Annotated in this window: 16 protein-coding genes; 15 read left to right on the forward strand and 1 reads right to left on the reverse strand. The window is 71.8% G+C overall.

The genetic code is table 11. The features are described from left to right. The first annotated feature begins 75 nt into the window (after positions 1-75). The 5 genes from ABD140_RS14800 to ABD140_RS14820 all read left to right on the forward strand — a co-directional run bounded on the left by ABD140_RS14800 (position 76) and on the right by ABD140_RS14820 (position 4,341). The gene (locus tag ABD140_RS14800; RefSeq protein ID WP_344241003.1) at positions 76-537 is read left to right on the forward strand and encodes a cysteine dioxygenase; all 462 of its coding nucleotides are present in this window, start codon (positions 76-78) and stop codon (positions 535-537) included. Beyond that, positions 534-926: a rhodanese-like domain-containing protein gene (locus ABD140_RS14805; RefSeq protein WP_344241005.1), complete on the forward strand. Its 393-nt coding sequence runs from the start codon at positions 534-536 to the stop codon at positions 924-926. The genes ABD140_RS14800 and ABD140_RS14805 overlap by 4 nt, the downstream gene beginning before the upstream one ends. Before the next feature lie 211 nt (positions 927-1,137). Further along, entirely contained in the window at positions 1,138-3,093 is a 1,956-nt protein-coding gene (thrS, locus tag ABD140_RS14810; RefSeq protein WP_344241007.1) for a threonine--tRNA ligase, read from the forward strand. A 73-nt stretch (positions 3,094-3,166) separates the two neighbouring features. Further along, positions 3,167-3,763, forward strand: a complete 597-nt coding sequence (locus tag ABD140_RS14815; RefSeq protein WP_344241009.1) for a TetR/AcrR family transcriptional regulator — start codon at positions 3,167-3,169, stop codon at positions 3,761-3,763. 71 nt (positions 3,764-3,834) lie between these two features. Beyond that, positions 3,835-4,341 (forward strand): hypothetical protein, encoded by a 507-nt coding sequence (locus ABD140_RS14820; protein ID WP_344241011.1) that lies wholly within the window; start codon positions 3,835-3,837, stop codon positions 4,339-4,341. 6 nt (positions 4,342-4,347) lie between these two features. Here ABD140_RS14820 and ABD140_RS14825 read toward each other — a convergent pair whose 3' ends face one another. Then, entirely contained in the window at positions 4,348-5,004 is a 657-nt protein-coding gene (locus ABD140_RS14825) for an Asp23/Gls24 family envelope stress response protein (RefSeq protein WP_344241013.1), read from the reverse strand. 179 nt (positions 5,005-5,183) lie between these two features. Between ABD140_RS14825 and ABD140_RS14830 the strand changes: the two genes are divergently transcribed. The 10 genes from ABD140_RS14830 to ABD140_RS14875 all read left to right on the forward strand — a co-directional run bounded on the left by ABD140_RS14830 (position 5,184) and on the right by ABD140_RS14875 (position 13,300). Beyond that, positions 5,184-5,759, forward strand: coding sequence for an HIT family protein (locus tag ABD140_RS14830; RefSeq protein WP_425544115.1), 576 nt, complete (start codon positions 5,184-5,186; stop codon positions 5,757-5,759). A 74-nt stretch (positions 5,760-5,833) separates the two neighbouring features. Beyond that, positions 5,834-6,448: a phosphatidylinositol phosphate synthase gene (pgsA, locus tag ABD140_RS14835; protein ID WP_344241015.1), complete on the forward strand. Its 615-nt coding sequence runs from the start codon at positions 5,834-5,836 to the stop codon at positions 6,446-6,448. Beyond that, positions 6,445-7,350, forward strand: a complete 906-nt coding sequence (locus ABD140_RS14840) for a phosphatidylinositol mannoside acyltransferase (protein ID WP_344241017.1) — start codon at positions 6,445-6,447, stop codon at positions 7,348-7,350. Before pgsA ends, ABD140_RS14840 begins: the two co-directional genes overlap by 4 nt. Further along, the gene (locus tag ABD140_RS14845) at positions 7,347-8,486 is read left to right on the forward strand and encodes a glycosyltransferase family 4 protein (protein ID WP_344241019.1); all 1,140 of its coding nucleotides are present in this window, start codon (positions 7,347-7,349) and stop codon (positions 8,484-8,486) included. The genes ABD140_RS14840 and ABD140_RS14845 overlap by 4 nt, the downstream gene beginning before the upstream one ends. Beyond that, complete coding sequence (locus tag ABD140_RS14850) at positions 8,483-9,010, forward strand: LemA family protein (RefSeq protein WP_344241021.1); 528 nt, start codon at positions 8,483-8,485, stop codon at positions 9,008-9,010. The genes ABD140_RS14845 and ABD140_RS14850 overlap by 4 nt, the downstream gene beginning before the upstream one ends. A gap of 57 nt (positions 9,011-9,067) precedes the next feature. Then, a complete protein-coding gene (locus ABD140_RS14855) occupies positions 9,068-10,099 on the forward strand; it encodes a DUF3048 domain-containing protein (protein ID WP_344241023.1) in 1,032 nt (343 codons plus the stop codon). A 60-nt stretch (positions 10,100-10,159) separates the two neighbouring features. Then, on the forward strand, positions 10,160-11,113 hold the full coding sequence (gene pdxS, locus ABD140_RS14860) for a pyridoxal 5'-phosphate synthase lyase subunit PdxS (protein WP_344241025.1): 954 nt from the start codon (positions 10,160-10,162) through the stop codon (positions 11,111-11,113). A gap of 115 nt (positions 11,114-11,228) precedes the next feature. Beyond that, the gene (locus ABD140_RS14865; protein WP_344241027.1) at positions 11,229-11,840 is read left to right on the forward strand and encodes a DUF6928 family protein; all 612 of its coding nucleotides are present in this window, start codon (positions 11,229-11,231) and stop codon (positions 11,838-11,840) included. A gap of 90 nt (positions 11,841-11,930) precedes the next feature. Continuing rightward, positions 11,931-12,533 carry a pyridoxal 5'-phosphate synthase glutaminase subunit PdxT gene (gene pdxT / locus ABD140_RS14870; protein ID WP_344241029.1) on the forward strand — a complete coding sequence of 201 codons (603 nt, stop codon included), beginning with the start codon at positions 11,931-11,933 and terminating at the stop codon, positions 12,531-12,533. 8 nt (positions 12,534-12,541) lie between these two features. Then, positions 12,542-13,300: a YebC/PmpR family DNA-binding transcriptional regulator gene (locus tag ABD140_RS14875; protein WP_344241031.1), complete on the forward strand. Its 759-nt coding sequence runs from the start codon at positions 12,542-12,544 to the stop codon at positions 13,298-13,300. Positions 13,301-13,307 lie beyond the last annotated feature (7 nt).

Genomic DNA, 13,307 nt, shown 5'->3' on the forward strand with positions numbered 1-13,307 from the left:
GCACGGGGGATTGCGGACGCGTCAACCTTAGATTTCCGATTGACTTAATAGGAAATGCAGGCCAGGATGGTCCTCATGACCGTGACCGCGACCGACACCGGGACGCGCGCGCTCAGCGCGCGGGCGCGCTCCCTCGCCGAGGACAGCGCCGAGTGGCTGCACCGGGTCCGCCTGGACCCCCAGGGCCGCTGGTACGAGAGACTGCACGCCGACGCCGACCACGAGGTGTGGATCATCAGCTGGCTGCCCGGCCAGAGCACCGGCTTCCACGACCACGGCGGCTCGGCGGGCGCATTCGCCGTCGTGCTCGGCGAACTACAGGAGGCGCTTCCCGAAGGCCCCGACGTCCGCACCCTGGAGGGCGGGCAGGTCCGCGGGTTCGGCGGGCACCACGTCCACGACGTCCGCAACGTCTCCGGCGCGCCCGCGGTGAGCGTCCACGTCTACGCGCCGCCGCTGTCCCGGATGAACCGCTACGACCTGGATGAGAGCGGCGAACTGGTCACCCTGCGGTCCGAGTCCGCGGAGGACTGGTGAGCCGGCCGCCGGGCGCGAAGTCGATCGACCGGATCCTGGCCGAGGCGCGGGACCGCCTGGTCCGCCTCACCCCCGCCGAGGCGCACGCCGCACCGGACGCCCTGCTCGTCGACATCAGGCCCGCCGCGCAGCGCGCCGAGGAGGGCGAGGTCGAGGGGGCCCTGATCATCGAGCGCAACCACCTGGAGTGGCGCTTCGACCCCGAGAGCGACGCGCGGGTCCCCGAGGCCACGGGCTACGACGTCCGGGTGGTCGTCCTGTGCTCGGAGGGCTACACCTCCAGCCTCGCCGCCGCCGCGCTGCAGGACCTCGGCCTGGCCCGCGCCACCGACGTCGACGGCGGCTTCCAGGCCTGGAAGGCGGCGGGACTGCCCTACGCGAAGGCGTGAGGAAGGCGTTCGGAGAAGACGCGGGGACGAGATCGGGTTAGACTGTGGGCATGGCAGCCGCTCACGCGATCCGCGAGACGACGACGCCGGGACTCTCCCCGGCCGTCTGAGCACGCGCGCTGACCATCTGCGACATGCGAAAGGCCCTGGGAGGACTCTCCCGGGGCCTTTTGTGATCAACCGATCGATCCACACGATTCAAGGAGTTCCCGTGTCCGAACTGCGCGTCACCCTCGGCGGAAGCGAGCGAGTGGTGGACGCCGGCACCACGGCGGGACAGGTGCTGGACGGAGGTTCCCGGATCGTCGCGGCCCGGGTCGGCGGTGAGCTGCGCGACCTGGAGTACGTCGTGCGGGACGGGGACGTGGTCGAGGGCGTCGAGATCGACTCCAAGGACGGCCGCGACATCCTGCGGCACTCCACCGCCCACGTGATGGCCCAGGCCGTCCAGGAGATCTTCCCCGAGGCCAGGCTCGGCATCGGGCCGCCGGTCGAGAACGGCTTCTACTACGACTTCGACGTCAAGGAGCCCTTCACCCCCGAGGACCTCAAGCGCGTCGAGAAGCGCATGCGCGAGATCGTCAAGCAGGGGCAGCGCTTCTCCCGCCGTGTCGTCTCCGACGAGGAGGCCCGCGAGGAGCTGGCCTCCGAGCCCTACAAGCTCGAGCTGATCGGGCTCAAGGGCGGCGCCGCCGACGAGGAGTCGGTGGAGGTCGGCGGAGCCGAGCTGACCATCTACGACAACCTGAACGCCAAGACCGGCGAGCTGTGCTGGAAGGACCTCTGCCGCGGCCCGCACCTGCCCACCACCCGCAACATCCCGGCGTTCAAGCTGATGCGCTCCGGCGGCGCGTACTGGCGCGGCAGCGAGAAGAACCCGCAGCTGCAGCGCATCTACGGCACCGCCTGGGAGTCGCGCGAGAAGCAGGACGAATACCTCAAGATGCTGGAGGAGGCCGAGAAGCGCGACCACCGCAGGCTCGGCGCCGAGCTCGACCTGTTCTCCTTCCCGCCGATCATCGGCTCGGGCCTGCCGGTGTTCCACCCCAAGGGCGGCATCATCCGGCGCGAGCTGGAGAACTACTCGCGCGTCCGGCACGAGCAGGCGGGCTACTCCTTCGTCAACACCCCGCACATCACCAAGGGCGCGCTGTACGAGACCTCGGGGCACCTCGGCTGGTACCGCGACGGCATGTTCCCGCCCATGGAGCTGGAGGGCGCCGAGTACTTCCTCAAGCCCATGAACTGCCCCATGCACAACCTGGTCTTCGACGCGCGGGGCAGGTCGTACAAGGAGCTGCCGCTGCGGCTGTTCGAGTTCGGCACGGTCTACCGGTACGAGAAGTCCGGCGTCATGCACGGCCTCACCCGGGTCCGCGGCCTCACCCAGGACGACGCGCACATCTACTGCACCGAGGAGCAGACCCAGGACGAGCTGCACTCGCTGCTGGCCTTCGTCCTCGACCTGCTGCGCGACTACGGCCTCGACGACTTCTACCTGGAGCTGTCGACCCGCGACATGGACAAGTCCGTCGGCGACGACGACGAGTGGGAAGAGGCCACCGAGATGCTCCGGGTGGCCGCCGAGCGCTCCGGCCTCGACCTCGTGCCCGACCCGGGCGGCGCCGCCTTCTACGGCCCGAAGATCTCCGTCCAGGCCCGTGACGCGATCGGCCGCACCTGGCAGATGTCGACCATCCAGCTCGACCTCCAGCTCCCGAAGCTGTTCAACCTGGAGTACCAGGCCGCCGACGGCTCCCGGAAGCGGCCGGTCATGATCCACCGGGCGCTGTTCGGCTCGATCGAGCGGTTCTTCGGCGTCCTGCTGGAGCACTACGCCGGCGCGATGCCGCCGTGGCTGGCGCCCGTCCAGGTCGTGGGCATCCCGATCGCCGACGAGCACGTCCCCTACCTGGAGGCCGTGGCCGGGAAGCTGCGCGCGCTGGGGGTGCGGGTCGAGGTGGACTCCTCCTCCGACCGGATGCAGAAGAAGATCCGCAACGCCCAGAAGCAGAAGGTCCCCTTCATGCTGCTGGCCGGCGACGACGACGTGGCCAAGGACGCCGTCTCGTTCCGGTACCGCTCGGGCGAGCAGAACAACGGCGTCCCGGTGGAGGCCGCGATCGCCGAGATCGTCAGGGCGATCGCCGACCGCGTCCAGGTCTGACCGCGGGCCGGAAGGGGCCCCGCGGGGCTCCTTCCGGTGACGGGCGGCGGATGATCTCTGTACGATGCGACGGGTGACGGCCAGCCACGACCCCCGCCCCCCGCTCCGGGAACGCCTGCTCGACGCCGCGCTGCGGCTGATCGAGACGCGCGGCTGGGGGCAGATGCGCGTCGCGCACATCGCCGCCGAGGCGGGGGTCAGCCGGCAGAGCGCCTACAACGAGTTCGGGTCCAAGGCGGCACTCGGCGAGGCCCTGGTCATGCGGGAGTTCGAGCGGCACCTGATCGGCCTCGGCGAGTGCCTGCTGGACCGGCAGGACGACATCGAGGCGGCGGTCGCCGAGGCGGTGCTCTACACCTTCCGCCAGGCCTCCCGGGACACGGTGCTGCGCAGCATCCTCACCAGCGCCCGGGTGGGCTGGTCGGCCGAGGGCCTGGTGGAGGTGCTGCGCCGCAGGAAGATCCCGCCGCTGGTCCTGGCGCTGCGGACGGTGACCGATCTGGCGCTGCAGCACCGGCCGGATCTGGACCCCCAGTCGCTCCAGCTGACCGTCGACATGGTCTGCCGGGTGACCGTCAGCTACATCGTGACACCGCAGGGCCCGCCGGAGGAGTCGGCCCGCCGGATCGCCGCGATGGCGACCCGGGTCCTGGGAACCCCGGTGCGGTAGCCTCTATCACTCCCTACCCCCTAGTAACGATTGCGGGTACGCCGATGCCGCGCAGCCCTCTGATCCACCGGGTGCTCCGCAGTTCCGGATACGCGCTCACGGCACTGCTCGTCCTGGCGGCGGTGGGCGTCCTGCTGTGGCCGCTGCTGGGCGACGACGCGCGGCCCGGCGCGCCGGGCGGCGCGGCGCCCGCGCTGTCCGCTTCCGTTCCGCCGGGGGGACCGAGCGCCGCGCCGAGCGAGGCCGGCCAGGGCGACAACCCGTTCACCGCGATCGACCCCGGCACGGGGCAGCGGGGCGGGCGGCAGGGGAGCGGCCCCTGCGGCACCAAGGCGGCGTACTACAAGCGGGTCGGCGACGGCATCGAGGTGATCGTCGTCTACACGGGGGTCGGCGCGGTGCGGGCGATCGTGGTGCCGGCCAACGGCGAGCCCGCGGCGCAGAGCTACACCACCTCCGGCGATCCGACCCCGCACGTCTTCAAGTTCGAGGACGTCTCACCGCAGGCGATCAAGAAGGTGGGCCTGACGGTGACCGGCGGCGCCGGCGAGCAGGAGTGCGAGCTGCAGCGCAGGTAGCCGGCCTCAGCCGGATTCGCCGGGCATCCGCACGTCCTGCACGGTCACGTCGACCGCGGCGACCCTCATGCCCAGCATCGTGCCGACGCTGCGCGCCACGTTGTTCTTCACCGTCCTGGCCACGTCGATGACGATGCTGCCGTACTCCACGACCAGCGCGAGCTCCAGGGTGATCTCCTCGTCGGAGACCAGGGCCCGCACGCCGGGCGCGGCGCGGCCGTCGCCGATCCGCCGGCGCACCTCCTCCATGGTCTCCGAGGCCTCCCGCCTGCCGCCCAGCGCGGCGACGCCGGCGACCTCGAGCGCGGCCAGGGCGGCGATCTTCTCGACCACCTCGTCCTCGATGCGGATCTGGCCCTTGACCACGGCGCGCCCGGCGGGCTCCATCGGCGGGCCCTCGGGCGCGTGAGCGGGCGCGGGGGCCGCCGGCTGGAGGGGTGCGGACGCGATCGGCCCCGTGGTGACGCCGCCCGCGCCGGGCAGGACCTCGCCGCGCAGCGGGGACGGCGGCGGAACCGTCCCCGCGACGCCGCCCGCGAACCCGGTGGGCGGCGCGGTGGGCGGCGCGGCCGGGGGAGTGGGGAAGAACGGCACCGCCGACCTCGGCTCGGCACGGTGCTCGCCGGTGCCGTTGGTGGAGTAAAGGGGGTCGAGATCGGGCATCGCGGTCTCCTCTCCTGGCGGCGCCGCGGGGACGCCGCTCCTGCCATCTTGGCGGAGTCGGGTCGGGATATACCAGACAAAGATGGTTTTCCTGTTCCTTGTCGCGGAGGGGACTCTCCGCGGCCGGTTTCCGGCTCCGCGCCCCGCCCAATATCCTGATCGGACACCGAGAAAGGGGCGTGGCCGTGGTGCGGGAGCCGTCTGACAGGTCCTCCGGGCCGGAAGAGCAGGAGGGCATCGGGGAGTCGGACGGGTTCCAGCGGTTGTGGACCCCGCACCGGATGGCCTACATCAAGGGCGAGAACAAGCCGACCGGTCCCGGTGAGGACGACGGCTGCCCCTTCTGCGAGATCCCCAAGGGCGACGACGAGGACGGCCTGATCATCCGCCGCGGCGCCGCGGTCTTCGCCGTGCTCAACCTCTACCCCTACAACTCCGGGCACCTCATGGTCTGCCCCTACCGCCACGTCGCCGACTACGCCGAGCTCGACGACGCCGAGGCGCTGGAGCTGGCGCAGTTCACCCAGCGGGCGCTGGCGGCGCTGCGCAAGGCCAGCGGGGCGCACGGCTTCAACGTCGGCATGAACCTCGGCACGGTGGCGGGCGCGGGCATCGCCGCGCACCTGCACCAGCACGTCGTCCCCCGCTGGGGCGGCGACACCAACTTCATGCCGGTGATCGGCCGCACCAAGGTGCTGCCCCAGCTGCTGCGCGACACCCGCGCGCTGCTGGCGGAGTCCTGGCCGCAGGACTGAGCGACCGGGAGGTCCGGTGGCCGGGGCAGCCACTACGATGGCGGAGCCCCTGCTCCCGACTGGTTTGGACGAAGATGCTCAACCGCTTGCGGCCCGCGCTCGCCAAGGTGGTGACCCCGATCGGGAGGACGCTCGCCCGCACCGGTGTCACCCCCAACATGATCACCGTGACGGGCACGCTGGGCGTCGCCGCCGGAGCGCTGGCGCTCTACCCGCGGGGCGAGCTGTTCTGGGGCACGATGGCGATCACGGCGTTCGTCTTCTTCGACATGTTCGACGGCGCCGTCGCCCGGATCACCGGCCGGACCGGCGCCTGGGGCGCCTTCCTGGACTCCACCATGGACCGGGTGGGCGACGCCGCCGTCTTCACCGGACTCATCCTGTGGTTCACCGGCGGCGGCGACAACGCGCTGCTGACCTGGCTCGCCCTGTACTGCATGGTCTCGGGCGTCGTCATCTCCTACGCCAAGGCGCGGGCCGAGGGGCTGGGCCTCACCTGCGACGTCGGCATCGCCGAGCGCTCCGAGCGCCTCATCATCAGCCTGGTCGCGGCCGGCCTGCACGGCCTGGGCGTCCCCTACGCCCTGCACATCGGCCTGGGGCTGCTGGCCGTGCTGAGCACCGTCACGGTCGCCCAGCGCTTCCATGTCGTCCACCGTCAGGCCGCGGCCGAGGGGGTCGCCTCGTGAGCCGGGCCGCAGAACTGCGCGACGAGGCCGTAGACGCCCTGTACGCGCTGGGCTGGACGGCCGTCAAGCGCATGCCCGAGGGCATGGCGCGCCTGGTCTTCCGGAAGGTCGCCGACCGCACGTGGGCCTCCCGCGGCGCGGGGGTGCGGCAGTTGGAGAAGAACCTCGCCCGGGTGCTCGGCACCAGCCCGCAGGACCCGCGGGTGCGCCGGCTCAGCCGCGAGTCCATGCGCTCCTACCTGCGCTACTGGCTGGAGAGCTTCCGCCTGCCCGTCATGGGCGGCGAGCGCATCGTCTCGGGGATGAACGTCACCGGCCACGAGCAGATCCACAAGGCGGTCGGCGAGGGCAGGGGAGTGGTGCTGGCGCTGCCGCACATGGGCAACTACGACCATGCCGGGGCGTGGCTGGTCCTGGTGGGGCACCCGCTCACCACGGTGGCCGAGCGGTTGAAGCCCGAGTCGCTCTTCGAGCGGTTCGTCGCCTACCGCGAGTCCCTGGGCTTCGAGATCCTGCCGCTCACCGGGTCCGACGTCTCGGTCTTCGGCGTGCTGGCGCGGCGGCTGCGCCAGGCCCGGGTGGTGTGCCTGGTGGCCGACCGCGACCTGTCGGACACCGGCATCGAGGTGGACTTCTTCGGCTCGCCCGCCCGGCTGCCCGGCGGCCCCGCCGCACTGGCCGTCCAGACGAAGGCCGCGCTCCTGCCGGTCACCCTGTGGTACGAGGGGGACGCCTGGGGCGCGCGCGTCCACGAGGAGATCCCCGATCCGGGGGAGGGCACCCGCAAGGAGCGCATCGGCGCGATGACCCAGTCGCTGGCCGACGCCTTCGCCGAGGGCATCGCCGCCCATCCCGCGGACTGGCACATGCTGCAGAGGGTATGGGTGGAGGACCTGTCGTGAGGATCGGCATCGTCTGCCCCTACACCTGGGACGTCCCCGGCGGGGTGCAGCAGCACATCCGGGACCTGGCCGAGGCGCTGCTGGCGCTGGGCCACGAGGTGTCGGTGATCGCCCCCGCCGACGACGACACGCCGCTGGAGCACTACGTCGTCCCGGCGGGCCGGGCGGTGCCGGTGCCCTACAACGGCTCGGTGGCGCGGCTGGCGTTCGGCTTCCTGTCGGCGAGCCGGGTGCGCCGCTGGATCCGCGAGGGCGGCTTCGACGTCCTGCACATCCACGAGCCCGCCGCGCCGAGCCTGGGCCTGCTGGCCTGCTGGGCCGCCGACGGCCCGATCGTGGCGACCTTCCACGCCTCCTACGAGCGCTCCCGCGCGGTCACCGTCTCCGCCCCGATCCTGCAGAGCGCGCTGGAGAAGATCACCGGCCGGATCGCGGTGTCCGAGGCGGCCCGCAACACCCTGGTGGAGCACCTGGGCGGCGACGCCGTCCTCATCCCCAACGGGGTGGCCACCGAGAAGTACGCCGCGGCCGAGCCGCTGCCCGGCTGGGGCGGCAAGGACGACGGCCCCTCCCTGGGCTTCCTCGGCCGCATGGACGAGTCGCGCAAGGGCCTGCAGGTGCTGCTGAAGGCCTTCGAGACCCTCGGCAGGCAGCGTCCGGACCTGCGCCTGCTGGTGGCCGGGCCCGGTGACGCCGACGACGTGCTGGCCAGGGTCTCGCCGGAGCTGCGCGAGCGGGTCGTGCTGCTGGGCATGGTCAGCGAGGAGGACAAGATCCGCGCCTACCACTCGGTCGACGTCTTCGTCGCGCCGAACCTGGGCGGGGAGAGCTTCGGCATCGTGCTCACCGAGGCGATGTCGTCGGGCGCCCCCATCCTGGCCAGCGACATCGAGGCGTTCCGCCGGGTGCTCGACGACGGACGCGCCGGCGCGCTGTTCACCACCGGCGACGCCGCCTCCCTGGCCGAGGAGGCGGCCGCGCTGCTGGACGACGCGGCGCGGCGCAAGGAGCTGTCGGAGGCCGCGCGGTCGGCGGTGCGCGCCTACGACTGGTCGACGGTCGCCCGCGACGTGCTGCACGTCTACGAGACGGTCGCGGCCGGCGCGATCGGCGTGGTGGAGTCGGCGCCGCGATGACACTGCTGCTGGACCTCCTGGTCGTCCTCCTGGCGCTCTTCCTGCTCAGCACCTACCTGTCCTGGCGGGCGGGGCGCCTGGACCGGCTGCACGCCCGCGTCGACCTGGCCCGCGCCGGCCTGGACGCGGCGCTGGTGCGCCGTGCCGCGGTCACCCTGGAGCTGGCCGCCTCCCGGCTGCTGGACCCGGCCACCAACCTCGTGCTGGCCACCGCGGCGCACCAGGCGCGCACCGCCGAGCCCGAGCGGCGGGAGTTCGCCGAGAGCGACCTCTCGCGGGCGCTGCGGGCGGTGCTGGAGCAGCCGGGCTTCCGGGAGGCGCTGGAGGACGAGGGCTCGGCCCTGCTGGAGGAGCTGGAGACCGCGGCGCAGAAGGTGGCCTTCGCCCGCCGCTTCTACAACGACGCCGTGTCCACGACGCGGATCGCGCGGCGCAGGCCGCTGGCCCGCGCCCTGCCCCTCGCCGGTCGCGCCCCTTTGCCGGAATTCTTTGAAATAGACGATGTTATGCCGGAAGTTCGGTAATCGTTGTAATTCCGGTATGTTCGTCCGGACGTGTCGTCGGGGCGAGAGGCCATCACTGTGCATCGTGTTTCACGGCGCAGGTTCACCTTCACGCTGGGCGGGCTGCTCCTCGGAGCGGCCGGCTGCTCTTCGGGAGGGGAGAAGCCGGGGAGCACCGCCCCGCCGCCGACCGCGACGACACCCGCGCCGACCCCGACCCCGACCCCCGCGGGCCTGGGCTACCACCCCTTCACCGGGGGCCGGAAGGGGCTGCGGAACCGGGTGCTGGCGGTCAAGATCGACAACACCGGGCCCGCCCACCCCCAGGAGGGGCTGCGCTCGGCCGACATCGTCTACGTCGAGCAGGTCGAGGGCGGCGAGACCCGGATCATGGCGATCTTCTGCTCGAAGCTGCCGCAGCGGGTCGGGCCCGTCCGCAGCGCCCGCATCTCCGACCTGCACCTGCTCGACCAGTTCCGGCGGCCCGCGCTGGCCTTCTCCGGCGTGCAGTCCAAGATGAAGCAGCTCGTCCGTGATTCCGACCTCATCGACGTCTCGGAGGACAACGGAGCCGGCGGCTACTACCGCTACGGCAGCGGGCGGTACGCCCCCTACAACCTCTTCGGCGACCCGCGCAGCCTGCTGCGCCAGGCGGGCAAGGCGGGGCGGGCCCGCGACATCGGCTTCCGCTTCGGCCCCGCTCCCGAAGGCGGCCGCCCCGTCAAGCAGTTCACCGCCCGATGGCCCGCCGAGACCCTCACCTTCAAGTGGTCGGCCCGCCAGAAGCGCTGGCTGAGCTACCACAACGGAACCCCCAACGCCGCGGCCGAAGGGGGGCAGCTGGGCGGGAAGACGATCGTGGTGCAGTACGTCCGGACCACCCGGTCCCGGTTCCACGACTTCCTCGGCGCCTACACGCCGCTGCTGCACACCACCGGGAAGGGCAAGGCGGTGGTGCTGCGGGACGGCAGGGCCTACGACTGCACCTGGTCGCGACCCTCCCGGCGGAAGGGCACCGTCTTCACCACCGAGGCGGGCGAGCGGATGGCCTTCGCCCCCGGTCAGGTGTGGGTGGTACTGGTCAACAGCGGCAGGCCCGTCGTTCCGTAAGGAGGCGCCGCCGGCTTCCGACAAGGTGCGGGTCAACCCCGCGGGAGGGCAGGCAATATCATGGAAGACGCCAACCGTCGCTCGTTATCGAAGGAAAAATCCGTGACTACCACTTCCCCTGCCGACACCACTCCCGCCGTCGGCACCGCACGTGTCAAGCGCGGCATGGCGGAGATGCTCAAGGGCGGGGTGATCATGGACGTGGTCACACCCGATCAGGCCAAGATCGCCGAGGACGCGGGCGCCGTCGCGGTCATGGCGCTGGAGCGGGTCCCCGCCGACATCCGCGTCGAGGGCGGCGTCTCCCGGATGAGCGACCCCGACATGATCGACGGGATCATCGAGGCGGTCTCCATCCCGGTCATGGCCAAGGCCAGGATCGGCCACTTCGTCGAGGCGCAGGTGCTGCAGGCGCTCGGCGTCGACTACATCGACGAGTCCGAGGTCCTCACCCCCGCCGACTACACCAACCACATCGACAAGTGGGCCTTCACCGTGCCCTTCGTCTGCGGCGCCACCAACCTCGGCGAGGCGCTGCGCCGCATCACCGAGGGCGCGGCCATGATCCGCTCCAAGGGCGAGGCCGGCACCGGCGACGTCTCCAACGCCACCACCCACATGCGCCAGCTGCGCGATGAGATCCGCCGCCTGTCCTCGCTGCCCGAGGACGAGCTGTACGTCGCCGCCAAGGAGCTGCAGGCCCCCTACGACCTGGTCAAGGAGGTCGCGCAGACCGGGAAGCTCCCCGTCGTGCTGTTCACCGCCGGCGGCATCGCCACCCCGGCCGACGCCGCGATGATGATGCAGCTGGGCGCCGAGGGCGTCTTCGTCGGGTCCGGGATCTTCAAGTCCGGCGACCCGGTCAAGCGCGCCGAGGCCATCGTCAAGGCCACCACCTTCCACGACGACCCCGACGTCATCGCCAAGGTCTCGCGCGGCCTGGGCGAGGCCATGGTCGGCATCAACGTCGGCACCATGGCCGAGGCCGAGAAGTTCGCCGGCCGCGGCTGGTGACGGACGCCGTCCGCGAGCGCGCCCCTCGGGCGTGACCCCTCCCGCGGCCGGTGCCGGAGGGGTTACGCTTGCGACGGCCGACGAGGGGCGGGCGGTCGGCCGGGAGGGGTCGGGCATGGGTTTGTCTGCGGCGTTCGCGTGCGCGAGCATCGGCGCGCCGGAGCGGATCTTCCGCTCCGGCCTGGAGAACGACGAGGGCGCGGCCCTGGAGCTGGCGCGGCGGCTGTACCCGGCCGCCGCCGTCCAGGACGCCGGGAGCACCGTCCTGGACTTCGCGTTGTGGCCCTATGCCGACGAGCTCTTCATCGGCGTCTACGACGGCGCCCTGCTGGTGTGCGACCGGCGGCTGTGCGGCCTGGACGAGGGGGCGCGGGGCGTCGCCGACGCGCTGGCCTCGGTCCTGCCCGGCTCCGGCTGCGGGGTCCTGGTGCTGCACAACGAGGCGCGGGGCTGCTGGTTCCGCCGCTACGAGGCGGGCACGCTGATCCGCGACGTCTACCTGACCGCCGAGGACGGCGTGGTCGTCGACCAGGGCGAGCCCGTGGCGGCCGAGACGCCCTACTGGAAGGCGATCGAGGACGGCGGGGCGGACGTGCCGCTGCCCTTCGACCCCGAGGCGTACGGGCTCGCCCTGGCCGCCGGCCTGTTCGGGCACGACCTGGCGCTGCGCGGCGGCGACGGCTTCCTGCCCCTGGAGCTGCCGGTACGGCGGTTCCGCCTGGCCTAGCGCCCGGATCCGGGGAAGACCGCGGACCTGCCCGGGCGTTCATCCGACGAAGTCCCGTCCGGGGCGGAGTCCCATCTGAGAGGTCCGAGTTTGTCTGTCGTCATCGGTGTGCTGGCCCTGCAGGGCGACGTGCGCGAGCACACCCGGGCGCTGGAGGCGTGCGGCGCGCGCACCCTGCCCGTCCGCCGCGCCGAGGAACTGGAGCACTGCGACGGTCTGGTGATCCCCGGCGGGGAGTCCACCGCGATGTGGCGGCTCATGTGCGCCTTCGACCTGCTGGACCCCCTGCGCAAGCGGATCGGGGCGGGACTGCCCGCCTACGGCTCGTGCGCCGGTATGATCATGCTGGCCGACCGGATCGTGGACGGCGCCGAGGGTCAGGAGACCATCGGCGGCATCGACATGGTGGTGCGCCGCAACGCCTTCGGCCGCCAGGTGGACTCCAGCGAGTCCACCGTCCACTTCGACGGGGTCCCGCTGGACGCCGTCTTCATCCGCGCGCCCTGGGTCGAGTCGGTCGGCGCCGGCGTGGAGATCCTCGGACGCGTGGAGTCGGGCGAGCGCGAAGGTAGGATCGTCGCGGTCCGGCAGGGGCGTCTCATGGCGACCGCCTACCACCCCGAGCTGACCGGGGACCCCACCGTGCACCGGTACTTCACCGAGCTGGTGCGCCAGTCGAAGGACGAGGAGTAAAAGAGCGCATGTCCGGCCACTCCAAATGGGCGACGACCAAGCACAAGAAGGCGGCCCTGGACGCCAAGCGGGGCAAGCTCTTCGCCAAGCTGATCAAGAACATCGAGGTGGCGGCGCGGGTCGGCGGTCCCGACCCCGACTCCAACCCCACCCTGTTCGACGCGATCTACAAGGCAAAGAAGAACTCGGTCCCCAACGACAACATCGAGCGCGCCCGCAAGCGCGGCGGCGGCCTGGAGGCCGGCGGCGCCGACTGGCAGACGATCATGTACGAGGGCTACGCGCCCGGCGGCGTGGCCGTGCTCATCGAGTGCCTCACCGACAACCGCAACCGCGCCGCCTCGGAGGTGCGCGTGGCGCTGACCCGCAACGGCGGCTCCCTGGCCGACCCGGGCTCGGTGTCCTACATGTTCAACCGCAAGGGCGTCGTGCTGGTGCCCCGGGCCGGGACCACCGAGGACGACGTCATGATGGCGGCGCTGGACGCCGGCGCCGAGGAGATCAACGAGGCGGGCGACAACTACGAGGTGATCTCCGAGGCGGGCGACCTGCTGACCGTCCGCAAGGCGATCCAGGAGGCCGGCCTGGACTACGAGTCCGCCGAGTCCTCCTTCGTGCCCAGCATGCAGATCGAGCTGGACGCCGAGGGCGCCCGCAAGGTCTTCCGGCTGATCGAGGCGCTGGAGGACAGCGACGACGTGCAGAACGTCTGGGCCAACTTCGACGTCAGCGACGAGGTCCTGGCCGAGCTGAACGAAGAGGACTGATCTTCCC

The sequence above is a fragment of the Actinocorallia libanotica genome, assembly GCF_039525175.1.
GTDB classification, from domain to species: Bacteria; Actinomycetota; Actinomycetes; order Streptosporangiales; family Streptosporangiaceae; genus Actinocorallia; species Actinocorallia libanotica.

Coding starts and splice junctions, on each gene's coding strand:
- pdxS (WP_344241025.1), top strand. CDS start 10,160: ATGGAAGACGCCAACCGTCGCTCGTTATCGAAGGAAAAATCCGTGACT.
- ABD140_RS14850 (WP_344241021.1), top strand. CDS start 8,483: ATGACACTGCTGCTGGACCTCCTGGTCGTCCTCCTGGCGCTCTTCCTG.
- ABD140_RS14865 (WP_344241027.1), top strand. CDS start 11,229: ATGGGTTTGTCTGCGGCGTTCGCGTGCGCGAGCATCGGCGCGCCGGAG.
- ABD140_RS14875 (WP_344241031.1), top strand. CDS start 12,542: ATGTCCGGCCACTCCAAATGGGCGACGACCAAGCACAAGAAGGCGGCC.
- pgsA (WP_344241015.1), top strand. CDS start 5,834: ATGCTCAACCGCTTGCGGCCCGCGCTCGCCAAGGTGGTGACCCCGATC.
- ABD140_RS14825 (WP_344241013.1), bottom strand. CDS start 5,004: ATGCCCGATCTCGACCCCCTTTACTCCACCAACGGCACCGGCGAGCAC.
- ABD140_RS14800 (WP_344241003.1), top strand. CDS start 76: ATGACCGTGACCGCGACCGACACCGGGACGCGCGCGCTCAGCGCGCGG.